Annotated in this window: 26 protein-coding genes and 1 tRNA gene; 9 read left to right on the forward strand and 18 right to left on the reverse strand. The window is 74.1% G+C overall.

Annotated elements, in window-relative coordinates:
* Nucleotides 1-25: 25 nt before the first annotated feature.
* On the reverse strand, nt 26-1,309 hold the full coding sequence (locus tag DNK53_RS00555) for a multidrug effflux MFS transporter (RefSeq protein WP_204163689.1): 1,284 nt from the start codon (nt 1,307-1,309) through the stop codon (nt 26-28).
* 42 nt (nt 1,310-1,351) lie between these two features.
* On the opposite strand from DNK53_RS00555, the gene DNK53_RS00560 reads away from it, so the two are divergent.
* On the forward strand, nt 1,352-1,990 hold the full coding sequence (locus DNK53_RS00560) for a methyltransferase domain-containing protein (RefSeq protein WP_110180395.1): 639 nt from the start codon (nt 1,352-1,354) through the stop codon (nt 1,988-1,990).
* Here DNK53_RS00560 and DNK53_RS00565 read toward each other — a convergent pair.
* Together DNK53_RS00565 and DNK53_RS00570 are read right to left on the reverse strand one after the other, a co-directional pair.
* Nucleotides 1,983-2,993 (reverse strand): 5'-3' exonuclease, encoded by a 1,011-nt coding sequence (locus tag DNK53_RS00565; RefSeq protein WP_110180396.1) that lies wholly within the window; start codon nt 2,991-2,993, stop codon nt 1,983-1,985. The genes DNK53_RS00560 and DNK53_RS00565 overlap by 8 nt on opposite strands.
* 31 nt (nt 2,994-3,024) lie before the next feature.
* Nucleotides 3,025-4,221, reverse strand: coding sequence for a homogentisate 1,2-dioxygenase (locus tag DNK53_RS00570; protein ID WP_110180397.1), 1,197 nt, complete (start codon nt 4,219-4,221; stop codon nt 3,025-3,027).
* Between the two features lie 101 nt (nt 4,222-4,322).
* Between DNK53_RS00570 and DNK53_RS00575 the strand changes: the two genes are divergently transcribed.
* The 4 genes from DNK53_RS00575 to DNK53_RS00590 are packed head-to-tail and all read left to right on the forward strand — an operon-like array spanning nt 4,323 to nt 8,884.
* A complete protein-coding gene (locus DNK53_RS00575) occupies nt 4,323-5,183 on the forward strand; it encodes a hypothetical protein (RefSeq protein ID WP_204163690.1) in 861 nt (286 codons plus the stop codon).
* Nucleotides 5,180-6,355 (forward strand): fumarylacetoacetase, encoded by a 1,176-nt coding sequence (fahA, locus tag DNK53_RS00580; protein WP_110180398.1) that lies wholly within the window; start codon nt 5,180-5,182, stop codon nt 6,353-6,355. The genes DNK53_RS00575 and fahA overlap by 4 nt, the downstream gene beginning before the upstream one ends.
* Before the next feature lie 43 nt (nt 6,356-6,398).
* Nucleotides 6,399-8,228 (forward strand): class I SAM-dependent methyltransferase, encoded by a 1,830-nt coding sequence (locus DNK53_RS00585; RefSeq protein ID WP_110180399.1) that lies wholly within the window; start codon nt 6,399-6,401, stop codon nt 8,226-8,228.
* Entirely contained in the window at nt 8,225-8,884 is a 660-nt protein-coding gene (locus tag DNK53_RS00590) for a histidine phosphatase family protein (protein WP_110180400.1), read from the forward strand. The genes DNK53_RS00585 and DNK53_RS00590 overlap by 4 nt, the downstream gene beginning before the upstream one ends.
* A 43-nt stretch (nt 8,885-8,927) precedes the next feature.
* Here the strand turns inward: DNK53_RS00590 and DNK53_RS00595 are convergent, their stop codons facing one another.
* The 10 genes from DNK53_RS00595 to DNK53_RS00640 all read right to left on the reverse strand — a co-directional run bounded on the left by DNK53_RS00595 (nt 8,928) and on the right by DNK53_RS00640 (nt 18,287).
* A complete protein-coding gene (locus DNK53_RS00595) occupies nt 8,928-9,710 on the reverse strand; it encodes a GIDE domain-containing protein (RefSeq protein ID WP_110180401.1) in 783 nt (260 codons plus the stop codon).
* 74 nt (nt 9,711-9,784) lie between these two features.
* Nucleotides 9,785-10,414, reverse strand: a complete 630-nt coding sequence (locus DNK53_RS00600) for a response regulator transcription factor (RefSeq protein ID WP_275425721.1) — start codon at nt 10,412-10,414, stop codon at nt 9,785-9,787.
* A complete protein-coding gene (locus DNK53_RS00605; RefSeq protein WP_162599688.1) occupies nt 10,411-11,604 on the reverse strand; it encodes a sensor histidine kinase in 1,194 nt (397 codons plus the stop codon). Before DNK53_RS00605 ends, DNK53_RS00600 begins: the two co-directional genes overlap by 4 nt.
* A gap of 13 nt (nt 11,605-11,617) precedes the next feature.
* A complete protein-coding gene (locus DNK53_RS00610; RefSeq protein ID WP_110180403.1) occupies nt 11,618-12,400 on the reverse strand; it encodes an ABC transporter permease in 783 nt (260 codons plus the stop codon).
* Nucleotides 12,397-13,398 carry an ABC transporter ATP-binding protein gene (locus DNK53_RS00615; RefSeq protein WP_110180404.1) on the reverse strand — a complete coding sequence of 334 codons (1,002 nt, stop codon included), beginning with the start codon at nt 13,396-13,398 and terminating at the stop codon, nt 12,397-12,399. Before DNK53_RS00615 ends, DNK53_RS00610 begins: the two co-directional genes overlap by 4 nt.
* Nucleotides 13,399-13,518: 120 nt before the next feature.
* Nucleotides 13,519-14,859 (reverse strand): MFS transporter, encoded by a 1,341-nt coding sequence (locus tag DNK53_RS00620; RefSeq protein ID WP_110180405.1) that lies wholly within the window; start codon nt 14,857-14,859, stop codon nt 13,519-13,521.
* Between the two features lie 14 nt (nt 14,860-14,873).
* Entirely contained in the window at nt 14,874-15,749 is an 876-nt protein-coding gene (locus tag DNK53_RS00625; protein ID WP_110180406.1) for a 5-oxoprolinase subunit C family protein, read from the reverse strand.
* Nucleotides 15,746-16,351, reverse strand: a complete 606-nt coding sequence (locus DNK53_RS00630) for a 5-oxoprolinase subunit B family protein (RefSeq protein WP_110180407.1) — start codon at nt 16,349-16,351, stop codon at nt 15,746-15,748. Before DNK53_RS00630 ends, DNK53_RS00625 begins: the two co-directional genes overlap by 4 nt.
* Before the next feature lie 3 nt (nt 16,352-16,354).
* On the reverse strand, nt 16,355-17,137 hold the full coding sequence (locus DNK53_RS00635) for a LamB/YcsF family protein (RefSeq protein WP_275425722.1): 783 nt from the start codon (nt 17,135-17,137) through the stop codon (nt 16,355-16,357).
* Between the two features lie 10 nt (nt 17,138-17,147).
* A complete protein-coding gene (locus tag DNK53_RS00640) occupies nt 17,148-18,287 on the reverse strand; it encodes an NRAMP family divalent metal transporter (protein WP_110180408.1) in 1,140 nt (379 codons plus the stop codon).
* 96 nt (nt 18,288-18,383) lie between these two features.
* Here DNK53_RS00640 and DNK53_RS00645 point away from each other — a divergent pair, with 96 nt between their 5' ends.
* Nucleotides 18,384-18,569 (forward strand): hypothetical protein, encoded by a 186-nt coding sequence (locus DNK53_RS00645; RefSeq protein WP_110180409.1) that lies wholly within the window; start codon nt 18,384-18,386, stop codon nt 18,567-18,569.
* A gap of 69 nt (nt 18,570-18,638) precedes the next feature.
* On the opposite strand, the gene DNK53_RS00650 is transcribed toward DNK53_RS00645, so the two are convergent.
* Nucleotides 18,639-18,721 (reverse strand) — tRNA-Tyr (locus DNK53_RS00650).
* A gap of 85 nt (nt 18,722-18,806) precedes the next feature.
* On the opposite strand from DNK53_RS00650, the gene DNK53_RS00655 reads away from it, so the two are divergent.
* Complete coding sequence (locus tag DNK53_RS00655) at nt 18,807-19,298, forward strand: YajQ family cyclic di-GMP-binding protein (protein WP_110180410.1); 492 nt, start codon at nt 18,807-18,809, stop codon at nt 19,296-19,298.
* Here DNK53_RS00655 and DNK53_RS00660 read toward each other — a convergent pair.
* Genes DNK53_RS00660 through DNK53_RS00675 form a run of 4 tightly spaced genes read right to left on the reverse strand, consistent with a single transcriptional unit; the run spans nt 19,282 to nt 23,082 of the window.
* The gene (locus DNK53_RS00660; RefSeq protein ID WP_110180411.1) at nt 19,282-20,268 is read right to left on the reverse strand and encodes a sulfate/molybdate ABC transporter ATP-binding protein; all 987 of its coding nucleotides are present in this window, start codon (nt 20,266-20,268) and stop codon (nt 19,282-19,284) included. The genes DNK53_RS00655 and DNK53_RS00660 overlap by 17 nt on opposite strands.
* Nucleotides 20,269-20,310: 42 nt before the next feature.
* Entirely contained in the window at nt 20,311-21,138 is an 828-nt protein-coding gene (locus tag DNK53_RS00665) for a sulfate ABC transporter permease (RefSeq protein ID WP_239456288.1), read from the reverse strand.
* Nucleotides 21,131-21,970 (reverse strand): sulfate ABC transporter permease subunit CysT, encoded by an 840-nt coding sequence (cysT, locus tag DNK53_RS00670; protein ID WP_110180413.1) that lies wholly within the window; start codon nt 21,968-21,970, stop codon nt 21,131-21,133. Before cysT ends, DNK53_RS00665 begins: the two co-directional genes overlap by 8 nt.
* 23 nt (nt 21,971-21,993) lie before the next feature.
* On the reverse strand, nt 21,994-23,082 hold the full coding sequence (locus DNK53_RS00675; protein ID WP_110180414.1) for a sulfate ABC transporter substrate-binding protein: 1,089 nt from the start codon (nt 23,080-23,082) through the stop codon (nt 21,994-21,996).
* A gap of 258 nt (nt 23,083-23,340) precedes the next feature.
* On the opposite strand from DNK53_RS00675, the gene DNK53_RS00680 reads away from it, so the two are divergent.
* Together DNK53_RS00680 and DNK53_RS00685 are read left to right on the forward strand one after the other, a co-directional pair.
* Nucleotides 23,341-25,290, forward strand: a complete 1,950-nt coding sequence (locus tag DNK53_RS00680; protein ID WP_110180415.1) for a 2-oxoacid:acceptor oxidoreductase subunit alpha — start codon at nt 23,341-23,343, stop codon at nt 25,288-25,290.
* Nucleotides 25,287-26,390, forward strand: a complete 1,104-nt coding sequence (locus DNK53_RS00685) for a 2-oxoacid:ferredoxin oxidoreductase subunit beta (protein ID WP_110180416.1) — start codon at nt 25,287-25,289, stop codon at nt 26,388-26,390. Before DNK53_RS00680 ends, DNK53_RS00685 begins: the two co-directional genes overlap by 4 nt.
* The last annotated feature ends 6 nt before the right edge of the window (nt 26,391-26,396 follow it).

Here is a 26,396-nt window from a genome sequence, read left to right on the forward strand (position 1 = left end):
GGCCGCGGGAGTCCGCGCCGGAGCCTCACATCAGGTCGGTCGGCTCCAGCGCCTCGGGGTGCTCGGGGACGGGGTGGTCGGCTCCTGCCGCCTCCCGGTCCTCGACCACGCGGTGCCGCCACCAGCAGAGCTGACCGGCGGCGACCACGACCAGCGCCGTCACGGCCAGGCCCAGCGTCGAGACCCCGACCACCGGGGTGACCAGCGCGGCCGTGACGGCGTTGACCATGAGGGTGACGAACGAGGCCGCGGAGACGACCGTTCCGCGGCGCTCCGGGAAGAGGTCGAGCAGCATCAGCTGCAGGGTCGGGTAGGACATCCCGTTGCCGAGCGCGAGCACGCTGGGGCCGACGACCGCCCAGGGCAGGTCGGTCGCCAGCGGCGAGGCGGCCAGCGCCACCCCGACCGCCCCGCCGGCGAGCGAGACCGCGAAGCCGGCGCCGACCAGCCGACGCCCGGTGATCCGCCCCGCGGCCCGGCCCGAGATCCACGAGCCGACGACCATCGAGCCGATCATCGGGACGAAGAAGACCCAGAAGTCGAGCTCGCCGAGCCCGAGCAGGTCGACCACGAAGATCGCCGCCCCGCCGATGTAGAGGAACTGCGCGGCGAAGGCGAGCGTCGCCGCCCACGCCACCCGGTGGAACGCGGGCAGGCGCGCGACCGCCACGAGGCCGGAGACCACCGAGGCCGGCCGCAGCGGCACGCGCCGCTCGGGCGGGTGGCTCTCGGGCAGCACCAGCACGGTCGCGGCGATCAGCACGAGCCCCAGCGCGGCCATGAAGACGAAGACCAGCGGCCACGGCCCGAGCTGCAGCACCGCCCCGCCCACGACCGGCGCCACCGCGGGGGCGAGGCCGAAGATCATCGCCACCCGGCTCATCAGCACCTGCGCCTGGTCGCCCTCGAAGAGGTCACGGATGATCGTGCGGCTGACGATCGTGGCGCCCCCGGCGCTCAGCCCCTGCAGCACCCGGAAGGCCAGCAGCACGCCCAGGTCGGGCGAGAGCGCCGCGCCGAGCGAGGCCACGACGTAGACCGCGACCGACCAGACGATCACCGGGCGTCGGCCCACGGCGTCCGAGAGCGGGCCGTGGAAGACGCTCATCGCCGCGAAGGCCACCATGTAGGAGGTCACGACGAGCTGCATCCGGGCCGACCCGGCGCCGAAGTCGAGCCCCATCTCGGTGAACGCCGGGAAGGGGGTGTCGATGCTGAACGGCCCGATCATCGAGAGCATCGCCAGCACGACCGGGACCGCGACCAGGGCCCGCCGACTGCGGGGGTCGAGCGGGGTCGTCTGCGTCACCGCACGAGTATGCGCTGGGCCGGGTTGGCATGATCAACGGCCATGGAGACTCGGGAGCAGGAGACCAGGGAGAGCGTCGTGGGCGGGCTGCGGATCGCCTGGGACGGCCGCGTGCTGGAGCCGCGCCCGTGGACGGCGGCCCAGGCGGAGTGGCTGGCCGAGCTCTCGCCGCAGGCTCCCGAGGGTCCGGCGCTCGAGCTGTGCAGCGGGGCCGGCCACATCGGGCTGCTGCTCCAGCGGCTCACCGGGCGCGACCTGGTGATGGTCGACGCCAACCCCGTGGCCTGCGAGTTCGCCGCCGCCAACGCGGCCGCCGCCGGGCTCGCGCCCGAGGTCCGGAACGGCTGGATGGACGAGGTGCTGGCGCCCGACGAGCGGTTCGCCCTGGTCTGCGCCGACCCGCCGTGGGTGCCGCGGGCGGAGATTACCCGCTACCCCCAGGACCCGGAGCTCGCGATCGACGGCGGCCCCGACGGGCTCGACGTGGCGGCCCTCTGCGTGGCGCTGATCGACCGGCACCTCGCCGACGGTGGCCACGCGGTGCTCCAGCTCGGCACCGCCGAGCAGGTCGACGCGCTGCTCGCGGCCAACCCGCCGCAGCGGCTGCGGCTGGACGGCGTGCGCACCTTCGAGCGGGGTGTCCTGGCCCACCTGGCGACGGACGGCCGCGAGGTCAGCTGAGGGTCGCGTCCCAGGCCACCGCGCCGGCCGAGGCGGGGGCCTCGGTGAGCACGCGCAGCGCCAGGGCCGTGGTGCCCTCGACCCCGAGGTGGCCGACCACCCGCGAGACGCGCAGGGGGTCGAGCGGGAGCAGGCCGGGCGTCCCGGGCACGTCGGGGGTGAGCCCGAGGTCGAGGTCGGTCCGCCCCGACATGAGGGCGAGGTTGAACGCGTAGCGCTCCCGGGCCCCCTCGGCGCCGAGCCGCCGGACGAGCCCCGCGCCCAGCCGGCGCTGGCCCGTCTCCTCGGCCCAGGAGTCGAGGGCGGCCACGACGTGCCGTCCCTCGCAGTGGTCGAGGTCGGCCCAGACCGCCTCCATCGACCCGGCCTGGGAGAGCAGCACCGGCACGGTCTTCTCGCCCAGCCCGGCGACGCCGGGCAGGTTGTCGCTGGCGTCGCCGCGCAGGGCGGCGAACTCGAGGTACTGCGCCGGGGTCACGCCGTACATCGCGCGCAGCGCCCGCGGGGTCAGGAGCGGCGAGCCGGCCATCCCGCCGTTGATCAGCCGCAGCACCCGGGTGTGGTCGCTGATGTGGGCGAAGGAGTCCCGGTCGGAGGTGACGAGCACGCAGTCCCAGTCGTGGGCCACCGCCCACGTCGCGGCGGAGGCGTTGACGTCGTCGGCCTCCAGCCCGGGCGGGGTGAGCGTCGCGAGCCCGAGGGCGTCGAGGAGGGCGCCGGCCCGCTCGAGCTGCTCCACCAGCGCGGGGTCCTTCTCGGCCCGGCCGGCCTTGTAGTCGGGGTAGAGCTCCTCACGGACCGACGACATCCGGTCGTCGAGGCCGAAGATCACCGCGTCGGGGGCGAACATGTCGATCGCCTCGAGGATCTGGCGCAGCATCCCGTGCAGCGCCCACGCGGGCCGACCGTGGCGGTCGCGCAGGTCGGAGTGGGCGCGTGCGTGGTGGTGCCGGTGCAGCAGGGAGGGCGCGTCGACGGCCAGCAGCAGCTTGCGTCCCTCCACGCGCCCATCCTGACAGGCCCGACCAGCGCGCCTAGGCGGGTCCCCGGCCGGCCCACGTCCAGGCGTACGCCGGGTCCTCGACCGCGAGCCCGCCCTCCCCCAGCTCGAGCGGGGCGAAGGTGTCGACCATGACGGCCAGCTCCTCGAACCGCTCGGCGCCCAGCGACGCCTCGATCGCGCTCGGCTGCGGCCCGTGGGCGTGGCCGCCGGGGTGCAGGCTGATCGACCCGAGCCCGATCCCGGAGCCCTTGCGCGCCTCGTAGTCGCCGGCGACGTAGAACATCACCTCGTCGGAGTCGACGTTGGAGTGGTAGTAGGGCACCGGGACGGCGAGCGGGTGGTAGTCGACCTTGCGCGGCACGAAGGCGCAGACCACGAAGTTGTGGCCCTCGAAGACCTGGTGGACCGGCGGCGGCTGGTGGACCCGCCCCGTGATCGGCTCGAAGTCGGAGACGTTGAACGTGTGCGGGTAGAGGCAGCCGTCCCAGCCGACCACGTCGAAGGGGTGGGTGGCGTAGGTGAGCCGGGTACCGACGACGCCCGCCGACGTGCGGTGCTTGACCAGCACCTCGACGTCGGTCGGGTCGTCGGTCGAGCCTGTCGCGACCAGCAGCGGCTCGGCGGGGCCGTGCAGGTCCCGCTCGCAGTACGGCGCGTGCTCGAGCAGCTGCCCGAACCGCGAGAGGTAGCGCTTCGGGGGGTGGACGTGGCTGTTGGCCTCGACCGCGTAGAGCCGCGACGGCTCGGCCGGCACCCAGCGGTGGTCGCAGGCGCGCGGGACCAGGACGAAGTCGCCGGCCGCGTAGGGCAGCACCCCGAAGACGGTCTCGACCACCCCGCTGCCGGACTCCACGAAGACGCACTCGTCGCCGGTGGCGTTGCGGTAGAGCGGGCTCGGGGCGGTGCCGGTGACGACGTAGGAGATCCGGACGTCGCCGTTGGCCAGGACGACGCGGCGGTCGGTGACCGGGTCGGAGCCGGTCTCCAGGGCGTGCAGCCGCAGGTGCCGCGGCTTGAGCGGGTGGTTGGGCGTGCGCGACTGGTCGGGCAGCTCCCAGACCTCGCTGGCGACGATCGCCGACGGGACGCCGCGGTGGTAGAGCAGGGAGGAGTCGGAGGAGAACCCCTCCTCCCCCATCAGCTCCTCGCGGTAGAGGCGGCCCTCGGGGTCGCGGTGCTGCGTGTGCCGCTTGGGCGGCACGTCGCCGACGCTGCGGTAGTAGGGCATCCCGACCTCCTCGTCGCTGGGGACCCGACGTCCCGGCCCCGTGGTGCGTTCGATAAACGAACAGGATTCGCCGAATATCGCGTGGTGGTTACAGTAGCCCCGTGACCGCCAGCACACCAGCGACCCACCAGCCCGACCCCTCCCTCCCCCCTGCCTGGGCCGGGATCGTCGACGACGCGGCGATCTTCCCGCCGGGCGACCTGCCGCTCGACGAGGCGCTCGCCGCCCACCCCGCGCACCGGCGTACCGGCCTGGTCGGCTCCTTCGTCGCCCGCGACACCGACCTGCCCGACCTCGCCGCCCTCGCCCACCCGGTCTCCGTGGTGGTCACCGGGGGTGCGGGGCAGCTGGTCGGGCCGCTCACGCTGGCCGCCCGTTCGGGCCTCACGCTGGCCGGGGTCGAGATCGCGCTCCGCGACCTCGACGACCTCCCCGGCAACGCCCGCCGGGTGGTCGCCGCGGTCGACACCGCCCGGGCCGAGGGCGTGCTGGACGACGACACCCCCGTCCACGTCGAGCTCCCGGGCCGAGTCGGCGCCGGCTGGCTGCGCGCCGCCGACGAGGTGGCCGCGGTCGAGCTGCGCCTCAAGCTGCGCACCGGCGCCCCCGACGGCTCGCTGCCGGCCGACGAGGCCGACCTGGCGGAGAAGATCGACGCGGCGCTGGACCGGGAGACCCCCTTCAAGTGCACCGCCGGGCTGCACCGGGCGGTGCGCCACGACGACCAGCACGGCTTCGCCAACGTCCTGCTGGCCACCCGCCGCGCCTTCGACGGGGCGGGCCGCGAGGAGGTCGTCGCCACGCTCGCCGAACGCGACGGGGCGACGCTGGCCGCCGCCCTGCTCGCCGAGGACGCCCTGGCCGGGGCCCGCCGCTGGTTCACCTCGTTCGGATCCTGCTCGGTCGACGAGCCGCTGGCCGACCTGCGCGCCCTGGGCCTGCTCGGGGAGCAGGGCGCGTGAGCGCCGTCACCGCGGACGGCGGCGGCTTCGGGCTCGACCACCTGCCGTACGGCGTCCTCACGACCGCCGACGACGGCGAGCGGCGGGTCGGTGTCCGGTACGGCGACCGCGTGCTCGACCTCGCCTCCGCCTTCCCCGACGGCGGCTGGCGCGCGCCCTCGCTCAACGGCTTCCTGGCGCGCGGCCGGGCGGCGTGGGACTCGGTGCGGGCCGAGGTCAGGGTCCTGCTGGCCGGCGGCGGGGGCGAGGAGCACCTGCTGCCGCTGGAGGCCGTGACCCTCCACCTGCCGTTCGAGCCGCGCGACTACGTCGACTTCTACGCCTCCGAGCAGCACGCCTCCAACGTCGGACGGATCTTCCGCCCCGACGCCGAGCCCCTGCTGCCCAACTGGAAGCACCTCCCGGTCGGCTACCACGGCCGCGCCGGGACGGTCGTGGTGAGCGGCACCGGCATCGTCCGCCCGTCGGGTCAGCGGAAGAACCCGTCGGACCCCGCCCCGGTCTTCGGCCCCACCGGACGCCTCGACCTCGAGGCCGAGCTCGGCTTCGTCGTCGGGGTCGGCACGGCGCTCGGCGAGCGGGTGCCCGCCGAGGCGTTCGCCGACCACGTCTTCGGCGTCGTCGGCCTCAACGACTGGAGCGCGCGCGACGTCCAGGGCTGGGAGTACGTGCCGCTCGGCCCCTTCCTCGGCAAGAGCTTCGCCACCACTGTCTCGGCGTGGGTCACCCCGCTCGCCGCGCTCGAGGCGGCCTGGACCGACCTCCCCGGCCAGGACCCCACCCCGCTCCCCTACCTGGCGCCCGGCCGCACCCGGGGCCTGGCGATCGACGTCGAGGTCGAGATCGACGGGCACGTCGTCAGCCGGCCGCCGTACGCCTCGATGTACTGGTCGCCCGCCCAGATGCTCGCCCACCTCACCGTCAACGGCGCCTCGCTCACCCCCGGCGACCTCTTCGCCTCCGGCACGATCTCGGGCCGGGAGCGCGACCAGCTCGGCTCGCTGCTCGAGCTGACCTGGGGGTGGCGCGAGCCGGTGCGGGTCGGCGACGGCGAGCGGATCGCCCTGGAGGACGGCGACGAGGTCGTCCTGCGCTACTCCGCGCCCGGCACGGGCGGCGGCCGGATCACCCTCGGGGAGGTCGCCGGACGCGTCCTGCCGGCCCGGCCGTGAGCCAGTAGGGTCTGGGCACCTTTCCACGAGCCAGGGACGTGCCATGCGCCGAAGCCTCACCCGCGCCGCCAGGATCCTCACCGCCGCGACCGCCGTCGGGACGGTGGCCAACGGCCTCCGGCTGCGCGGGCGCGCCGCCGGGCTCGCCACGCTGCCGGACGCGCCGGACGCGCCGACGGACGCAGCCGTGGCCGACGACTGGACCGTCGTCGCCGCGCACGGGGTGACCCCGGCGCCCGCCACGCTCGCGGCCGCGGTCGCGTGGGCCGACGCCGAGGGGCTCGACGCCGTCGACCTGGTCCCCGGCGACCTGCCGGCCGAGCGGGCGCTGGGCCTGCTCCGGCAGGTCGACACCCGCTCCTTCCGCCGCGACCCGCTGCGCGAGGGCCACACCGCCGGACACGCGCTGCTGGTGCGCACCGGGCTGGCCCGGCGCGCGGCGCTGCCCGGGGGTCCGCTCACGCCGGCCGAGCTGGTCGGGGTCAGCCGCCAGGTGAAGCGCTTCGCCCCGCGCTCCACCGACCTGGTGCTCGCCCCCGCCGAGCGCGCGGTCGCGCTCTCGCCGAGCGAGCAGCTCACCCTGGAGCGCACCGTGCTGGACCGCTACGCCGCCGGCCAGCGGGCCGCCGCCACGACCGCGCTCGGGGTCGCCGCCACCGGCGCCCTCCTCGCTCCCGCGGTCGGCGTCCCGGCCCTGGTCGCGCACGCGCTGCAGCCGCGGCTGGTCGGCGTGGGCTCCGGCCGGCCCGCCGGCGTACGACGCCTCCTCGCGGTGCTGCGCGCCCCGGCCCCGCCGCCGCCCGTCGTCCGGCTCTCGGCCGAGCTGCGCCCGCTCTACGAGAAGGAGCTGGAGCAGGGCACCGAGCGGTTCTTCGAGGAGCGGGTCGACTCCTGCCGCTGGTGCGGATCCCCCGACATCGCACCCCGGGTCACCTCGCCCGACCTCATCCAGCACAAGCCCGGCACCTTCACCCTCGACGAGTGCGCCGCCTGCGGCCACGTCTTCCAGAACCCCCGCCTGAGCATCGAGGGGCTCGACTTCTACTACCGCGACTTCTACGACGGCTTCGCCGGCGACGAGATGGAGAAGGTCTTCGCCTCCTCCGACGACGAGTACGCCGGCCGCGTCGGCATGGTCGCCGCGCACGCGACGAGCAGCCCCCGGCGCTGGCTCGACGTCGGCAGCGGGCACGCCCACTTCTGCCTCGTGGCGAAGGAGAGCTTCCCGGGGACGTCGTTCGAGGGCGTCGAGCAGAGCCAGGCGATCGAGGACGCCGCCCTGCGCGGCTGGGTCGACCGCGCCCACCGCGGCTTCTTCCCCGAGGTGGCCGACGAGCTGGCCGGCCAGTTCGACGTCGTGAGCATGCTGCACTACCTCGAGCACACCCGCGAGCCGCTGGCCGAGCTGGACGCCGCCGCCACCGCGCTCGTCCCGGGCGGGCTGCTCATGGTCGAGGTGCCCGACCCCGACTGCCCGTCGGGTCGCCGGCTGGGCAAGTGGTGGATGCCGTGGCTGCAGCCGCAGCACCAGCACTTCCTCTCGATGGCCCGCCTCGAGCAGGCGCTGGAGCAGCGCGGCTTCACGGTGCTGGACCGCTACCGCGAGCCCGCCACCCGGGGGCTCGACGTGCTGCCCGCGGTCTGGTTCGCCGCCGGCCAGGTGGTGCCCCGGCCGTGGATGCCGTGGCTGCCGCACCCCACCCGCGCCCAGCGCGCCGCCCGGGTGGCGGTCTGCCTCGCCGCCCTGCCGGTCGCGGTCGTCGGCGCGGTCGTCGCGCAGGTCGCCGCGGCCCGCGAGCAGGGCGAGCCCGGCGAGCAGGCCGGCAACGCGTTCCGGGTGCTCGCCAGGTACGACGTACCGTCCGGGGCATGAGGCTCCTGCTCCTGCGCCACGGCCAGACCACCGCCAACGTGACGGGGTCGCTCGACACGGGCGCGCCCGGCCCCGACCTCACCGACCTCGGTCGGGCCCAGGCCGCGGCGGCGGCCCGGGCGCTGGGGGCCCGCGGCGTCGAGGGGCTCTTCGTCTCCCGGCTGGTCCGCACCCACCAGACCGCCGACCCGCTGGCCTCCGCCGCGGGGCTCGCCCGCGACGAGCTGCCCGGGCTGCACGAGATCGCGGCCGGGGACTACGAGCGGGCCACCGACCACGACTCCGTCCGGGGCTACCTCACCACCGTCCACCGCTGGGTGCACGGCGAGCTCGACGCGCGCATGCCGGGCGGCGAGACCGGGCGGGAGTTCCTCGAGCGGTACGACGCCGACGTGGCGCGGGTGGCCGAGACCGGGGCCGCGACGGCGCTGGTGGTCAGCCACGGCGCCGCGATTCGCGCGTGGGTGGCCGCGCGGGTGCCCGACGTCGCCGGCAGCCCCGAGGCCACCAGCCCGCTGCACAACACCGGGCTGGTCACCGTCGAGGGCGACCCGGCCCGCGGCTGGCGGCTGGTCGAGTGGCACGCCGACCCGGTCGGCGGCCACCTCCTCGAGGACGGGACGGCGCCCGACCCGACGGGCGAGCCGGTCGAGTAGCCGTCGGCAGGCCAGGCAGGCGACGGGTCAGGCGGACGACGGGTCAGGCGGCGAGCGCGACGACCAGGGCGACGACCGCCCCGACCGCGGCCGCGATCCCGCCCAGGGCGGCCCACCGGAAGCGCTTCTCGGCGCCCTCGACCAGCTCCTCCTCGGTGCGGGTCGTGAGGACGAGCTTGCCGGACTGGGGCTTGCGGACCGACAGCCGGCCGCCGCGGTCCACGGCCTCGCCGCAGACGAAGAGCTGCGCCCCCTCCGGCAGCACCCACTCCTCGTACTCGTAGCCGAGCGTCCCGCCCCGGTTGCCCGACGGGAGGTCGAGGGAGAAGGAGCCGAAGGTCAGCCGCGAGGAGCCCCCGCCCCCCTCCGCCTGGCGGAACTCGCTGAGCACCTTGCGGGCGCCCTGCACCGACTTGTCGGGGACGACCGGGATCCGGCCGGTCTCGTCCACGACGAAGAAGGCCTTGTCGGAGTGGTGGTCGGTCATCACCTCCTCGCGCTGCTCGACCCGACGGTTGCCGTCGGAGTCCCGGCGGACCTCCTCGTACTTGCGGGTGACCTTCTGCCGGTACCAGACGCACGGGGTGCTGGTGAGCTCGGAGGTGAGGAGCCCGTCGACGTGGGCCGCGGCGCGCCCCTTCAGCTCGACCGGCTCGCGGAACGCGTCGGGGCCGGCGGCCTCGCCGGCCGCCGCGTGCAGCTCGCGCAGCTGGGCGGCCGTCAGGGTCTCGTTGCCGACGAGCCGGCGCCGCTCCTCGCGCGCCTGGTGCGCCGTCCACGCCGCCACCGCTGCCGCGACCGCGAGCCCCACCGCCACCCAGATCATGTCTCCCCCTCGCGTCGGCCGACCCGCTGTCGGCGTCCTGCCGCGTCATCCAACCAGAGTCGGCCGGTGCCCCGTCAGATCCAGCCCATCCGCCGGGCGGTCGCGACGGCCTCGTGGCGGTTGGTCGCGCCGAGCTTGGTGACGGCGCTGGAGAGGTGGTTGCGGACCGTGCCGGGCGAGAGGTGGACCCGGCGGGCGACCTCCTCGACCGGGGCCGAGTCGCCCGCCGCCTCGAGGACGTCGGCCTCCCGCGGGGTCAGCGGGGAGTCGCCGGCCGCGATGGCCTCCGCGGCGAGCTCGGGGTCGACGTGGCGGCCGCCGGCGTGCACGATCCGGACCACCTGGGCCAGGGTCGCCGCCGAGGTCGTCTTCGGCAGGAAGCCGCGGACGCCGCCGGCCAGGGCGCGCTTCAGGTAGCCGGGCCGTCCGTGGCTGGTGACGACCATGCAGGCGCAGCCGGGCACCGCCTCGAGGATCCGCCTCGCCACCTCGATCCCGTCCAGGTCGGGCATCTGCAGGTCGAGCACCGCCACGTCGGGCCGGGCGGCCAGCGCGGCGGCCACGGCCTCACCGCCGCTGGCGGCCTCCGCGACCACCTCGAGGTCCTCCTCGAGGTCGAGCATCTGGGCCAGGGCGCTGCGGATCAGGTTCTCGTCGTCGGCCAGCAGCACCCGGACCGGGCGCGTCCCGCCCTCCCCGGTCACCGGGCCTCCCCCCGCGGGTCGCCGGCCAGGCGCAGCCGCAGGACGAACTCGTCACCGACCCGCTCGTGGTCCAGCCGGGCACCCAGCGTCGCGACGTCGTCGGCCAGCGTGGCCAGCCCGGTGCCGTCCCCGGCGCCCCCGGCGACGGCACCGCCCTCGGCGACCCCGTCATTGCGCACCACCAGCACGCCGTCGGCGTACCCGATCCCGACCCGGGTGGCCCGGGAGTGGCGCAGCACGTTGGTGACGGCCTCGCGCACCACCCGGGCGACCGGCGGGTGCCACGCCTCCGGCAGCCCGTCGAGGTCTGCGGTCGCGGCGATGCCGGCCGACCCGAGCAGCGCCACCGCGCCCTCGAGCTCCTGCGCCAGGTCGAGCGGGCGGTAGCCGCGGGCCAGCTCGCGGGCCTCGCGCAGCGCCTCGTGGGCCGTGGCCCGCACCTCGCGGACCCTGCCGGGCGCGCGGGGGTCGCCGCGCTCGGCCAGGGCGGCGGCCAGCTCGGCCTGGACGGCGATCGTGGAGAGGTGGCGGCCCATCACGTCGTGCACGTCGCGGGAGAAGCGCAGGCGCTCCTCGGCCACCGCGAGCGCGGCCTGGCTGGTGCGGCCCCGGTCGAGCTCGACCACCACGCCGAGCAGCCACAGCGAGCTCTGCACGGTGAAGGCGAAGAAGGCGCAGGCCGCGGCGCCGTACACGCCCGTGAAGGGGTTGCCCGCGGCCACCCCGACGAAAAGGCCCCCGCCGACCACGGCGGCGGCCTGGACGCGGCGGTCGCGCAGGCCGCCCACCCCCCACGCGACCATCCCCGCGACCAGGACGGCGGCGCCGACCGACCGCGCGTCCGGCAGCAGCAGGACCCACGCGGCGGCGGGCAGCGCCACCGCGAGCAGGACGGCGACCGGGCGGCGCGGGAACGGCCCCCACGCGGGGTAGAGGGCGACGGCCGCCGTCATCGCCCGGTGGGCCGCGAGGCCCACGACGAGGGCGACGACCGCGAGCGCAGCCTGGTCGCGCTGCTGGTCCAGCTCCGCGGCCGCGCTCACGACGCCCATGGCGACCAGCAGCCAGTAGACGAGGTGCAGCGAGCCGCGGGTGTAGAGGTCGACCAGCTCGACGTCGCCGCGCCCCGCCAGACCCCAGAACCGTGGCAGCCGGGGCAGCGGTGCGGGCGCGGTCTCGGACGGGGGCACGACCGCCATCCTCTCAGCCACGCGGCTCCCACCGCAGCGAACGGGTGGCCAGCCAGAGCGCGAGCGCGGTCCAGGCGACGAGGACGCCGAGGGCGGGGGCGGCCTCCAGCCAGGTCTGCCAGAACCCGACGGTCGCCTCGTCGGAGCCGCGCTCCAGCCCGAACCAGCCGGCGCGGACCAGCTCGTTGACCGCGGCGCCGGGCAGCAGCTCCAGCCAGCGGGCGACGGCGTCCGGCACGGCCGGCGTCGCGAAGCCGGCGAGCGCCACGATCATCACGGGGCCGCTGGTCAGCTGGGCCGCCTCGGCGGTCCTCGTCCAGGCCGCGGTCCACAGCGCGAGGGCGGCGAAGGTGACGGCCGCCAGCAGGGTCCCGAGCAGGAGGAGCACGGGGTTGGCGGGCAGGTCGAACCCGGCGGCCGCCGCGATCGGCACCATGAGCACGAGGACCGCCAGCACCAGCGAGAGGCCGGGCAGCGCCATCGAGGCGACCAGCTCGACGTCGCGGACCTCCCCGGTCCGCAGCCGCTTGAGCACCAGCTCGTCGCGACGCGTGACGAACATCGAGAGCAGGTTGTAGTAGCCCGGGAAGAGCAGCGCCATCAGCAGGGCGCTGCCGAGGCCGGCGGTCCCGGACGTCGGCTCGGGGTCGCCGACGGCGAAGAGCAGCGCCAGCGGCAGCAGCGGGACGAGGAAGGCGTAGAGCATCGTCGTCCTGTTGCGGACCATGAGCGTCCAGTTGATCCGGGCGAGGCCCAGGGTGCGGCGGGCGTCGGGCAGGGCGACGGTGGTGCTCATCGGGTGGCTCCCTCGAGGTCGTGGGCGGGGGCGGCGGCCAGCTCGAGGAAGACGGACTCGAGGGTGGCGGTGCGGGCCTGCAGCAGCTCCAGCACGACGCCGGTGTCGCGGGCCCCCACCAGCAGCTCGGTGAGGGCCGGCTGGAGGTCGGCGCAGCGCAGCACGGTCCGGTCGCCGTCCCGGGAGGCCGTCACGCCCGCCGGCAGCGCCGGCTCGTCGGCCGGGGTGCGGAAGGAGATCTCGGCGGGGTGCCCCGCGACGATCTCGGCGAGCGTGCCCTCGCGGACGACCTCGCCGGCGCGCATGATCGAGACGTGGTCGGCGAGCGCCTCCGCCTCCTCCAGGTAGTGGGTGGTGAGCAGGACGGTGGCGCCCTCGGTCCGGAGCCGGCGCACCAGTGCCCAGACCGCCCGTCGGCTCTCGGGGTCCAGGCCCGTGGTCGGCTCGTCGAGCATCACCAGCTCGGGGTGGCCGGTGAGCGCGCAGGCCAGGTCGACGCGCCGGTGCTCGCCGCCCGAGAGCGCGCGCATCCTGGTGTCGGCGACCCGGGCCAGGTCGAGCATCTCGAGCGACTCCTCGACCGGCCGGGCCCGGGTCACCGTGGCCGCCCACATCCGCAGCGTCTCGCGGACGGTGAGGTCGCCGACGAAGCCGCTGCGCTGCAGCAGCACCCCGGTACGCCGCCGCACCTCGGCGCGGTCGGCGACCGGGTCGAGCCCGAGGACGCGGACCTGTCCGCCCGAGCCTGGGGAGAGCCCCTCCATCACCTCCATCGCCGAGGTCTTGCCGGCGCCGTTGACGCCGAGCAGCGCGTGGATCCGACCCCGCGGCACGGTGAGGTCGATCCCGCGGACGGCCTCGAAGGCGTCGTCGCCGGACCCGTAGGTGCGGCGCAGCCCGCGCACCTCGAGGGCGGGAGCGTGCGGGTCGGGCGCCGCGGGGGTGGGGGCGGGTCGTGCCGTCGTCCGGCTCGTCGTCCGGGTCGTCGTCCTGGTCATGGCTCCACGGTCCCCCGGCTCCGGGCCGGCGACCAGTGCGAGGCGTCACGAGGTCCCGGACGCCGCGCACGGGCCGACCATGACACGCGTCACGGGGCCCGCTGGGCGGGCCCGGTCGCGCTAGACCGCGTCGTCGGCCAGGCCCGGGTGGACGAAGGGGCGCCCCGCCCGCATCTGCTCCGCGGCGCCGGGGTGGACCCGGTGCAGGTGCGCGACGGCGCGCCGCCGGAAGCGGACCATCTGGGCCGCCCCGAAGAGCCAGAACGCGTACTGGGTGGCCATCGCCCACCGGAAGTCGTCGAGGTCGTAGGCCGCCATCCCGCGGGGCTCGCGCAGGTCCAGGACCAGGCCGATCGCGGCCATCGTGAGCAGCGAGGCGACGAAGCCGCCGACGTTGACGATCCCGTTGGCCCGCCCCAGGGCCTGCACCGGCATGAAGGTGCGGGCGAGGTCGAAGCCGATCATCGAGGCGGGCCCGCCGCTGGCCGTGGCGAACGCCATCAGGACCACCAGCCAGCCCGGTGCGGGGTCCGGGCGCAGCAGCACGGCCGCCCAGGCCGTCGCCATCACGGCCACGATCCCGAGCACGATCCACGACCGGTACCAGGGCCAGCGGGAGACGGCGGCGCCGAGCACCAGGCCGCTGAGCACGACCCAGCCGATCATCACCATCATCAGCGTGCCCGCGGCCACCTCCGACCACCCCTGGCCGCGGACCAGGAAGGGGAAGCCCCAGAGCAGGGCGAAGACCGTCCCGGAGAACTGGGCGGTGAAGTGGGTCCACATGCCCAGCCGGGTGCCGGGGTTGCCCCAGACGGTGCGCACCGACTCCGCCAGCGCCCGGAGCTTGACCCTGGCGACCTCGCGGCGGGCGTAGGGCGAGTCCTTGACCAGCAGGGCCACGGCGACGAGCAGCACCACGCCGACGCTGGAGGCGGCGGCGAAGGTGCGGGTCCAGCCGAGCCCGTCGAGCAGCAGGGTGAGCGGGGCGGCGGCGGCGATCGAACCGAGCTGCCCGCCCCACCCCGTCACCTGGGTGACCATCGGCGCCTGCCGGACCAGGAACCAGACCGCCACCAGCCGGATCACGCTGACGAAGACCATCGCGTCGCCCGCGCCGAGCACCGCCCGGGCCAGCACCGCGACCCCGAACGAAGTGGCGAAGGCGAAGGTCAGCTGGGCCAGCGTCATGAGGACCAGACCGCCGAGCAGCAGGGCGCGCGAGCCGTAGCGGTCGAGGAGGACGCCGACCGGGACCTGCATCGCGGCGTAGACGACGAGCTGGAGGACCGTGAAGAACGCCAGCTCGGTGGCCGCGATCCCGAACCGCTCCGAGGCCAGCAGGCCCGCCACCCCCAGCGAGCTGCGGTGGAAGACGGCCAGCACGTAGACGGCCATCGCGACCAGCCAGATGCCCCAGGCCCGCCGCCCGCCGATGGCGTGGACCTGGTCGCGGGGCATCCCCGCAGTCTGCCTCACCGTGCTGCGGGGTCCGACGGGTCGGTGCGGGCGGCGACGAAGGTGACCTGCTGCCCCGGGCGCAGCTGCGCGCAGAGGTCGACGGCCTCGTCGTCGACGTACCCGATCACGGGGTATCCGCCGGTCACGGGGTGGTCGGCGAGGAAGAGCACGGGCAGCCCCGACGGCGGCACCTGCAGCGCGCCTCGCAGCATCCCCTCGCTCACCAGCTCGCCCTCGCGGGCACGGGCCAGCGGCTCCCCGGCCAGCCGGACGCCGACCCGGTTGGAGTCGCTGTCGACGGTCCAGGCCTGCGAGGTCAACCGCTCCCAGGCGGCGTCGTCGAACCAGTCCCGGCGCGGTCCGCGGAGCACCGGGAGGCGGAGCGGCCCATTGGTCGGCTCCGGCACGGGGGCGACATCGACGTTCGGCAGCGGGCGGCCCGTGACACCCACGGGCAGCACGTCGCCGGCCTCGACGGCCTTCGGCCCGAGCCCGGAGAGCACGTCGGTGGCGCGGCTGCCGAGCACCGGCTCGACGTCGACCCCGCCGCGCACGGCGACGTAGGTGCGCAGGCCGGCGGCCGGCATCCCGAGCTCGAACGACTCGCCCGCGCGCAGGACGAACGGCGCCAGGTGCGGTGCCGACCCGGGGCACCGCGCGCCGGTGGTGGCGACGACGACGTCGCCGTCGGCGACCAGCGAGAGGCCCCCGAGGGTGACCTCGAGGGTGGCCAGCGTCGGGTGGTTGCCGACGAGCGCGTTGGCGAGCCGGTGGGCGCCGCGGTCGCAGGCGCCGGAGCGGCCGATGCCGAGCGCGGCCCGCCCCGGCCGCCCGAAGTCCTGGACGGTGGTGAGCGGGCCGGGCTCGACCACCCGCAGCGAGGTGGTCACGACGCCTCCACGAAGGTGACGCGGAGGCCGGGCACCAGCAGGGCCGGCGGGTCCCGGTCGGGGTCGAAGACGTCGACCTCGGTGTGCCCGACGAGCTGCCAGCCGCCGGGCGACTCCCGTGGGTAGACGCCCGTGAAGCCGCCGGCCAGGGCCAGCGAGCGCGCGGGCACCTTCGTCCGCGGGGAGGAGCGACGGGGCACGTCCCACTCCTCGCCGTCGGGCACGAGGTAGCCGAAGCCGGGCGCGAAGCCGCAGAAGGCGACGGTCCACTCGGCCGCGAGGTGGCGCCGGACCAGCTCGTCGGTCGACCAGCCGAGCAGCTCGGCGGCCTCGCCGAGGTCCTCCCCGTCGTAGCGGACCGGCAGCTCGAGCGGGGCGGCCTCGCCGGCGACGTGCTCCCCCGGCCCCACCTGCTCGACCCGTCGCCTGAGGTCGTCGAGGTCGACGTCGCGGTCGCCGACCAGGAGGATCGTGCGCCCGGCGGGGACGAGGTCGAGCACGGGCAGGTCGGCGTCGGCCAGCGCGGCGTACCGCTCCAGCACCTCCTCGAGCGAGTCGAGCTCGAGGAGCAGGCCGCGGGTGCCGCTGGGGAGGACGCGCACGGCTCAGCCCGCCGGGGCGAACGGCGCCAGCCGGACGCCCGCCCCCTCCAGCGCGCCCCGCACCTCGCGCGCGATGACGACGGCGCCCGGGGTGTCGCCGTGGACGCAGATGGAGTGCGGCCGCACCGAGAGCCGGTCGCCGTTGACGTCGGTGATCGGCTCGCCGGTGGCCATCGCCACGCAGCGGCGGGCGATCTCGCCCGCGTCGTGCAGCACCGCGCCGGGCTGCGACCGCGGCACGAGGTGACCCTCGGGGGTGTAGGCGCGGTCGGCGAACGCCTCGTGGGCGGTGCGCAGGCCCGCCTGCTCGGCGAGGGCGAGGACCACCGACCCGGGCAGGCCCAGCAGGACCAGCGCGTCGTCGTACGCCCGCACCGCCTCGACCACCGCCCTCGCCTGCTCCTCGTGGGTGACGATGGCGTTGTAGAGCGCGCCGTGCGGCTTGACGTAGGTGACCCGACCGCCGGCGGCCCGGGCGATGCCGTCGAGCGCCGCGACCTGGTAGACGACCTCGTCGGTGAGCGCGTGCGGCTCCATGTCGATGAACCGGCGGCCGAAGCCCACGTGGTCCCGGTAGGCCACGTGCGCCCCGACCGCCACCCCACCCTCGCCCGCGCGGGCCGTCACCCGGCGCATGATCGAGGGGTCGCCGGCGTGGGCGCCGCAGGCCACGTTGGCGCTGGTGACGACGGCGAGCAGCGCGTCGTCGTCGCCCATCTCCCAGCTGCCCAGGCCCTCGCCGAGGTCGGAGTTGAGGTCGATCGTCGGGGTCGAGCCGTCGGTCACGGGGGCCTCCTCAGCCGGTCACGAGCTCGATGGCGGGACGCACCGAGCTGAACGCCAGGTAGATGGTGACGAGCCAGGCGACGGTGCCGACCGCGGCCAGCCACCTCGGGGAGTCGTACCCCTGGAGGAGGTCGCGGCGACGCCACGCCACCCACATCATCACCCCGATCCCCACCGGGAGCAGGATCCCGTTGAACGCGCCGGCGAAGACGAGCAGCTGCGAGGGTGCCGCGCCGATCACCAGGAAGAGCACCAGGGAGAGCACGATGAAGCCCACCACCATCAGGTTGGTGGTGCGCGGGGCGGTCCGCCGCGAGGTGAGGAACGTGACCGTCGTGTAGGAGACGCCGATGACGCTGGTCAGCGCCGCGGCCGCGAAGACGACGCCGAACATCCGGTAGCCGACGTCCCCGGCAGCGGCCTGGAAGGCGGTGGCGGCCTGGTTGTCGGGGTCGAGGGAGGCGCCGGAGGCGACCACGCCGAGGATCGCCAGGAAGAGCACGACGCGCATCACCCCGGTCACGACGATCCCGGTCACCGCGCTGCGGGTCAGCTCCCCCACCCGCTCGGGGCCGGAGACCTCCGCGTCGACGAGGCGGTGCACGCCGGCGTAGATGATGTAGCCGCCGATCGTCCCGCCGACCAGCGTGGTGATCGCCAACGGCCTGACCTCCTCGGGCGCCACCGTGTTGCGCAGGGCGTCGGCGACCGGCGGGCCGGAGGTGAGGGCGACGTAGAGGGTCAGCATGATCATCACCGCGCCGAGGAGCACCACGACGCGGTCCATCGCGACGCCGGCCCGCTTCGACAGGAAGATCCCGATCGCCACCACCGCGAGGATCGCCGCGCCGACCTTCGCGTCGACGTCGGTCATGATGTTCATGCCGAGCCCGGCGCCGGCGACGTTGCCGAGCTCCTGGGCGCGCATCCCCGAGACCCCGATGACGCGCCAGACGTTGGTCTGGATCGCGATGTCGACCAGGATCGAGACGAGGATCGCGAAGGCGAACGCCGCGCCGAGCTCGACCGTGAAGCTGGCGGTCTGGGTGATGAAGCCGGGGCCGATCGACGACGTCGCCATGAGGAAGACGGCGCCGAGCAGGGTGCCGCGGCTGGTCGGGGTCAGCGTCCTGGTGCCGTCTGCGGCCATGGTGCCCTTCAGGGCGGTCGTGGCGTGCGGGTCCGGGGGCCCGGTACCCGGTGCCGCCGGCGGGCACACCGGCGTGCCTGGAGCACACTGGACGGCATGGACGACCTCGAGCGGCTCCGGCGCTGGGAGGACGCGGGCGGGCACTGGCGGGTGCTGGCCCGGACGCCGGACGCCGTCACGCTGGCGCTCACCACCTGCGACGGCGGCGAGGAGATGGACCGGCTCACCTCGGGCGCGCCGGCGCTGCTCGCGCACGTGGGCGAGCGGGACGCGCGCGCCTGAACCCCGACGACCTGGCCCCGGACGACCTGGCCCGGAAATGACCTGAGCCCCGCACGTGGCGGGGCTCAGTGGCAGGTGAAGGATTCGAACCTTCGAAGGCATAAGCCGACGGATTTACAGTCCGCTCCCATTGGCCGCTCGGGCAACCTGCCGGGTGCTGCGCGGACCGTTTGGCCCGGCGACAACAAGACGGAAGAATAGCGCAGGCCCCACCCCAGAGGAAAAACAGGAGACGTCATGGCTGACTCGTCGTTCGACATCGTGAGCAAGCTCGACCGCCAGGAGGTCGACAACGCGCTCGGCCAGGCCGCCCGCGAGGTCGCGACCCGGTTCGACTTCAAGGGCACGGGCGCCACCATCGAGTGGCAGGGCGAGAAGGCGATCGAGATCACCGCCAACGCCGACGACCGCGCCAGCGCCGTGCTGGACGTCTTCAAGGACAAGCTGGTCAAGCGCCAGCAGTCGCTGAAGATCCTCGACGCCTCGGAGCCGCGCCCGTCGGGCCAGCAGTCGAAGATCTCGATCACCCTCAAGGAGGGCATCACCTCCGAGGACGCCAAGAAGATCAGCAAGCTGATCCGCGACGAGGGCCCCAAGGGGGTCAAGGCGCAGATCCAGGGCGACGAGCTGCGCGTGTCGTCGAAGAAGCGCGACGACCTGCAGGCCGTGCAGCAGCTGGTGAAGGCGCAGGACTACGAGTTCGCGGTGCAGTTCACGAACTACCGCTGAGGGCCGCCGCCCGCGGCATCACCGTGGCACCCTCGGCCGGGCTGAGCCACACCGTGGCCCCCTCCTCGAGCCGCAGCGAGCGGGCGTGGGTGCGGGTGAGCTGGACCAGCACCTCCTCGCCGTCGAGCGTGTGCACCGTCAGCCGGACCTCGAAGCCCACCCGGAGCACCCGGGCGACGGTGCCCTCGGCGGCGCCCGCGACCTGCGGGGTCACCTGCACGTCGATGTCGTGCGGCCGGATCGCGTGGCCGCCCAGGGTGGTGACGTCGCCGAGGAAGCGCATGACGAAGTCGCTGGCGGGCGCGTCGTAGAGCTGGTCGGGGCTGCCGACCTGCTCCACGCGACCGTCGTTGACCACGACGATCTCGTCGGAGACCTCGAGGGCCTCCTCCTGGTCGTGGGTCACGAAGACGGTGGTCACGTGCATCTCGTCGTGCAGCCGGCGCAGCCAGTCGCGCAGCTCCTTGCGGACCTTCGCGTCGAGCGCCCCGAACGGCTCGTCGAGCAGCAGCACGGTCGGCTGGACCGCCAGGGCGCGGGCCAGGGCCATGCGCTGCCGCTGACCGCCCGAGAGCTGGGCGGGCAGGCGGTCGGCGAACTGCGAGAGGTGGACCAGCGCGAGCAGCTCGTCCACCCGCCTCTTGATGTCGGCCCGGGGGGTCTTGCGGATCTCCAGGCCGAACGCGACGTTGCGCGCGACCGACATGTGCTTGAACGCGGCGTAGTGCTGGAAGACGAAGCCCACGTTGCGCTTCTGCACGGGCAGCCGGGTCGCGTCCGTGCCCTCGATGACCACCGAGCCGCTGTCGGGCGTCTCGAGGCCGGCGATGATGCGCAGCAGGGTCGTCTTGCCGCCGCCGCTGGGCCCCAGCAGTGCGGTCAGCTGGCCGGTGGGCAGGGTGAGGTTGATGTCTTCCAGGGCCACGAAGTCGCCGTAGCGCTTGGAGATGCCCGTGACGTCGATGCTCATGACAGGTGACTGACCTTTCGGTGGTGGCGCGCTTCGCGCGAGTCAGTGGTGGCGCGCTTCGCGCGAGCGGAGCACGAAGACGACGAGGATGGCGAGGACGGAGACGCTGGCGAGGAGGAAGGCGATCGCGTACGCCCCCTCCTGGTCGAAGTTGAGGTACTTCTCCTCGACCGCGAGGGTCGCCGTACGGGTGGAGCCCAGGACGTTGCCCGAGACGACCTTGACGGCACCGAACTCGCCCAGCGAGCGGGCCAGGGTGAGGACCACGCCGTAGACGACGGCCCACTTGATGCTGGGCAGGGTGATCCGCCAGAACGTCTGCGCGCCGCTGGCGCCCAGGCTCGCGGCGGCCTGCTCCTGCTCGGTCCCGAGCTCGTGGAGGACCGGCACGACCTCCCGGATGACCAGCGGCAGCGACACGAACGCGGTCGCCATGATGATGCCGGGCGTCGAGAAGATGACCTGGAAGCCCGCGCTCTCGAGCGAGGGCCCGAGCCAGCCGTTGCGGCCGCCGTAGACCAGCACGAGCGCGAGGCCCACCACGATCGGCGAGACCGAGAGGGGCAGGTCGAGCAGCGCGCTTACGACCCGCTTGCCCGGGAACTCGTTGCGCACGAGCAGCAGCGAGACGCCCACGCCGAAGACGGTGTTGATGACGGTCGCCACGACCGCCGCGATCGCGGTCAGCCGCAGGGCCGACTGCATGTCGGGGTCCTCGAGGATCGCGCGGATCGCCTCGTCGCCGTGGGCGAACGTGTGGGTGACCACGAGCGAGACCGGCCACGCGACCAGGAGGAACAGGTAGGCGACGACGACGACCCGCAGCACGTAGGTCATCGGGCCCTTGGGGTAGCGGTGTCGCTCAGCCACGGCGGGCCACCCTTCGCTGGACGACGTCGAGCAGGACGATCACGGCCAGGGAGATCAGGAGCAGCAGCGTCGCGATGGCTGCGGCGCTGCTCCGGTTGTCGTTCTCGATCGCGGCGAGGATGCGCACCGACGTGACCTCGGACCTGAACGGCAGGTTGCCCGAGAGCAGGACCAGGGAGCCGTACTCCCCCACCGCGCGCGCGAAGGAGAGCGCCGCCCCCGCGGCGATCGCGGGCACCAGGGCCGGCAGCACGACGCGGCGGAAGGTCGTGAGGCGGGACGCACCCAGGGACGCGGCCGCCTCCTCGATCTCGGGGTCGAGCTGCTCGAGGACCGGCTGGACCGTGCGCACGACGAACGGCAGCGTGACGAACAGGAAGGCCAGGAAGACCGAGTACTCGGTGTTCGCGACGTGCAGCCCGAGCGGGCTGTCGTTGCCGTAGAGCGAGACCAGCACCAGGCCGGCCACGATGGTGGGCAGCGCGAACGGGATGTCGATGACGAGCTCGAGGAGCTTCTTGCCCGGGAAGCCGTCCCGGACCAGCACCCACGAGATCGTCGTGCCGACCACGATGTTGACGACCGTCACGGCGAACGCCGAGAGCACGGTGAGCTTGATGGCCGCAGCCGTCTGCTCGTTGGAGATGGCCGACCAGAACCCGCCGAGCCCGCCGGCCGCCGCCGTCGCGACGACGGCGGCCAGCGGGACCAGGACGAGCAGGCTGAACCAGATCATGGTGACGCCCAACCCGATCCCCGAGGTCCGGGTCAGGTCGTGGGTCGCCGTGCGGCGGGCCGGGGCCCGCCGCGCGACGTCTTCGGAGACGCTCATGGGGATCTCTCGCGCTCGTCCGACTAGGAGGAGGCCTTGCCGGACTTGGCGATCGCGTCCGTCACGATGCCCAGCGACTGGCCGTCCTCGCCGGTGCCGAACAGCTTGTCGGCGACGCCGCTCCAGTCACCGCCGCCGAAGTCCTGCTCCAGCGTCAGCAGGTTGGGGACCTCGGGGAACGGGTCGTCGGCGACCGGCGCACCCTTGATGTCGGTGGGCTCGAGGCCGACGGCGTCCCAGTCGACGGTGCCGGGCGCGGCGGTGTTGACCGGGCGGAAGCCGGTGAGGGCGAACTGCTTCTGGCCCTCCTTGCTCAGGACGAAGTCGAGCCAGTCCTGGGCGACCGGCGCGCTGTCCTCCAGGACCGCGCCCGGGTTCTCGATGAGGAGGGTGGTCTCCGGGATGACGTACTCGAAGCCCTCACCGTTCTGCGCGGCGAGGATGGCCTCGTTCTCGTAGGCCAGCAGCACGTCGCCGTTGCCCTGCAGGAAGCTCGTCGTCGCGTCGCGGCCCGAGTTGGTGAGCGAGACGACGTTCGCGAAGAGCTTCTCGGTGAACTCGGTCGCCTCCTCCTCGGAGCCCCCGTTCTCGGTGATGTGGCCCCAGGCGGCGAGGGCGTTCCAGCGGGCGGCGCCCGAGGAGGCCGGGTTGGCGGTCACGATGCCGACACCGGGCTCGACCAGGTCGTCCCAGCCCTGGATGTCCTTCGGGTTGCCGTCGCGGACGCCGAGGACCACGACCGAGGTGGAGACGATGCCCTTGTTCTCGCCCTGGTTCCAGGACGGGTCGACGAGCTCGGCGTCGACGAGGCGCTGGACGTCGGTGGAGACGGAGAAGTGGACGTAGTCGGCGTCGAGGCCGTCGGCCACCGCGCGGCTCTGGTCGCCCGAGGCGCCGTACGACGTCTTGAAGCTGGCCCCCTTGCCCTCGTCGGTCTTCACGAACTCGTCGGCGATGTTCTTGTTGGCCGCCTCCGGCACGGCGAAGCCGACGATGCTGATCGTCTTGTCGTCGCCCTCCGCCGCGTCCGATCCGCCGCAGGCGCTCAGGCCCAGCATCCCCAGCGCGACCGCGCCCGCGACCAGTCCTCGGCGCATTCCCCTCGACCTCATGTGCTGCTCCCTCGTGCAGCCGCCCTCGCGGACGGCGTGATCTGATGTTTGCCCAGTAACGTACTGCACTTTAGTGGCTTACTTCGCATATGAGACAAAGGCTGGGACGTGTCGCGGCTCACGCCGCCTCGCGAGGGGCCCCGGCGGCGTTCAAGACGAAGCGGTCGGCGGCTTGGCGCGGGGTTACTGTGGAGGCGGTGCGCCTGCTCCGGGGCGCCCCCAGGACATGCAGCAGGACAGGCAGAAGGAAGGCCCGCAGTGACGAAGCAGGTCAAGCAGCTGGACCGCGTGATCATCCGGTTCGCCGGTGACTCCGGTGACGGCATGCAGCTCACGGGCGACCGGTTCACCCAGGAGTCCGCGGCCTTCGGGAACGACCTCGCGACGTTCCCCAACTTCCCCGCCGAGATCCGGGCGCCGCAGGGCACCCTGCCGGGCGTCTCGTCCTTCCAGGTGCACTTCGCCGACCACGACATCCTCACGCCGGGCGACCGGCCCGACGTGCTGGTGGCGATGAACCCGGCGGCGCTGCGCGCCAACCTCGGCGACCTGCCCAAGGGCGCGACGATCATCGTCGACACCCACGACTTCACCGCGCGCAACCTCACCAAGGCCGGCTACGCGGGCTCGCCGCTCGAGGACGACTCGCTGGCCGAGTTCGCCGTGCACCAGCTCGACCTCACGGGGATGACCGTCGAGGCGGTCAAGGAGTTCGGCCTCTCCCGCAAGGACGCCGCCCGCGCGAAGAACATGTTCGCCCTCGGCCTGCTGTCGTGGATGTACGGCCGTCCGACCGAGACCACGGTCGAGTTCCTCTCCCGGCGCTTCGCCAAGGTGCCCGACATCCGCGACGCCAACATCACGGCGTTCAAGATGGGCTGGAACTTCGGCGAGACCACCGAGGCCTTCGCCGTCTCCTACGAGATCAAGCCGGCCCCGATGGAGCCCGGCACCTATCGCAACATCACGGGCAACCTGGCGCTGGCCTACGGGCTCGTCGCCGGCGGGGTGCAGTCGGGCCTGCCCGTCTTCCTGGGCTCCTACCCGATCACCCCGGCCTCCGACATCCTGCACGAGCTCTCCCGGCACAAGGCCTTCGGCGTCACCACCTTCCAGGCCGAGGACGAGATCGCCGGCGTCGGCTCCGCCATCGGCGCCTCGTTCGCCGGCCACCTGGGCGTCACCACCACCTCCGGGCCGGGCGTGGCGCTGAAGTCGGAGGCGATCGGCCTCGCCGTGATGACCGAGCTGCCGCTGGTGGTCGTCGACGTGCAGCGCGGCGGCCCGTCCACCGGACTGCCCACCAAGACCGAGCAGGCCGACCTGCTGCAGGCGATGTTCGGCCGCAACGGCGAGTCGCCGCTGCCCGTCATCGCGCCGCAGTCCCCCGGCGACTGCTTCGACGCCGCCCTCGAGGCCTGCCGGATCGCGGTCACCTACCGCACCCCGGTGATGCTGCTCTCCGACGGGATGCTCGCCAACGGCTCCGAGCCGTGGCGGATCCCCGAGGTCTCCGAGCTGCCGGTCATCGACCCGGCCTTCGCGACCGGGCCCAACCACGTCTCCACGACCAAGGACGCGAAGACCGGCGAGGTCAGCGAGGTCGCCGACTTCTGGCCCTACGTCCGCGACGAGGAGACCCTCGCCCGCCCGTGGGCGCCGCCCGGCGTCGCGGGCCTCGAGCACCGGATCGGCGGCCTGGAGAAGGCCGACGGCCACGGCAACATCTCCTACGACCCGGCCAACCACGACTACATGGTGCGCACCCGTGCCGCCAAGGTCGCCCGGATCGCCGACTCCCTGCCCCCGCTCGAGGTCGACGACCCGACCGGCGCGGCCAAGGTGCTGGTGCTGGGGTGGGGCTCCACCTACGGCCCCATCGGCGCCGCGGTCCGCCGGGTGCGCCGCGCCGGTGGGCGGGTGGCCCAGACCCACCTGCGCCACGTCAACCCGTTCCCGAAGGACCTGGGTGCGATCCTGGCGCGCTACGACAAGGTGCTGGTCCCCGAGATGAACCTCGGCCAGCTCTCGCTGCTGCTGCGCGCCGAGTACCTGGTCGACACCGTCGGCTACAACCAGGTCAACGGCATGCCGATCAAGGCCGCCGACCTCGCCGAGGTGATCGGCAGCCTCGTCGCCGAGGTCGAGGGCACGCCCCTCGACCTCGCCGGCACCCTCGACGACTCCGTGGAAGGAGCCTCCCGATGACTGCGACCGACCTCCCCTTCCCGACCTCCGGCACCGCCGGCGTCCCGACCCTCGCCGAGGGCGAGAAGCAGACCGGCAAGGACTTCACCTCCGACCAGGAGGTGCGCTGGTGCCCGGGCTGCGGCGACTACGCCGTGCTCAAGGCCGTCCAGTCGTTCCTGCCCGACCTGGGGCTGCGCCGCGAGAACATCGTCTTCGTCTCGGGCATCGGCTGCAGCTCGCGCTTCCCGTACTACCTCGACACCTACGGGATGCACTCGATCCACGGGCGGGCCCCGTCGATCGCCACCGGCATCGCCACGGCCCGCGAGGACCTCTCGGTCTGGGTCGTCACCGGCGACGGCGACGCGCTCTCCATCGGCGGCAACCACCTGATCCACGCCCTGCGCCGCAACGTCAACATGACGATCCTGCTCTTCAACAACCGGATCTACGGGCTCACCAAGGGGCAGTACTCCCCCACCTCCGAGGCCGGCAAGGTCACCAAGTCCACCCCGATGGGCTCGCTCGACCACCCGTTCAACCCGGTCTCCCTGGCGCTGGGCGCCGAGGCGAGCTTCGTGGCCCGCACCATCGACTCCGACCGCAAGCACCTCACGTCGGTGCTGGCCGCGGCCGCCGCCCACCGCGGCACGTCGCTGGTCGAGATCTACCAGAACTGCCCGATCTTCAACGACGGGGCGTTCGACGCGATCAAGAGCCCCGACACCAAGGCCGACGCGATCATCCCGCTGGTCCACGGGGAGCAGATCCGCTTCGGCCAGCACGACGAGGAGGGGCGCGGCACCAAGGTGCTGGTCCGCGACGAGGTGACCGGCGGGGTCCGGGCGGCCATGGCCGCCGACGTCGCCGAGGAGGCCGTGCTCGTCCACGACGCGCACAACCCCGACCCGACGCTCGCCTTCGCCATCAGCCGGCTCACCGACTCGGGCTACCTCAACCAGTCGCCCATCGGCATCTTCCGCCAGGTCGACCGCCCGACGTACGACGACCAGGCGCGCGAGCAGCTCACCCTCGCGGCCGGCTCCTCGTCCGACGGCGACCCGGGGGCCCGCCTCGCCTCGCTGATCGGCGGCGGCGACACCTGGACGGTCGTCTGAGCGACC

This window comes from Nocardioides solisilvae, from assembly GCF_003194625.1.
GTDB lineage: Bacteria > Actinomycetota > Actinomycetes > Propionibacteriales > Nocardioidaceae > Nocardioides > Nocardioides solisilvae.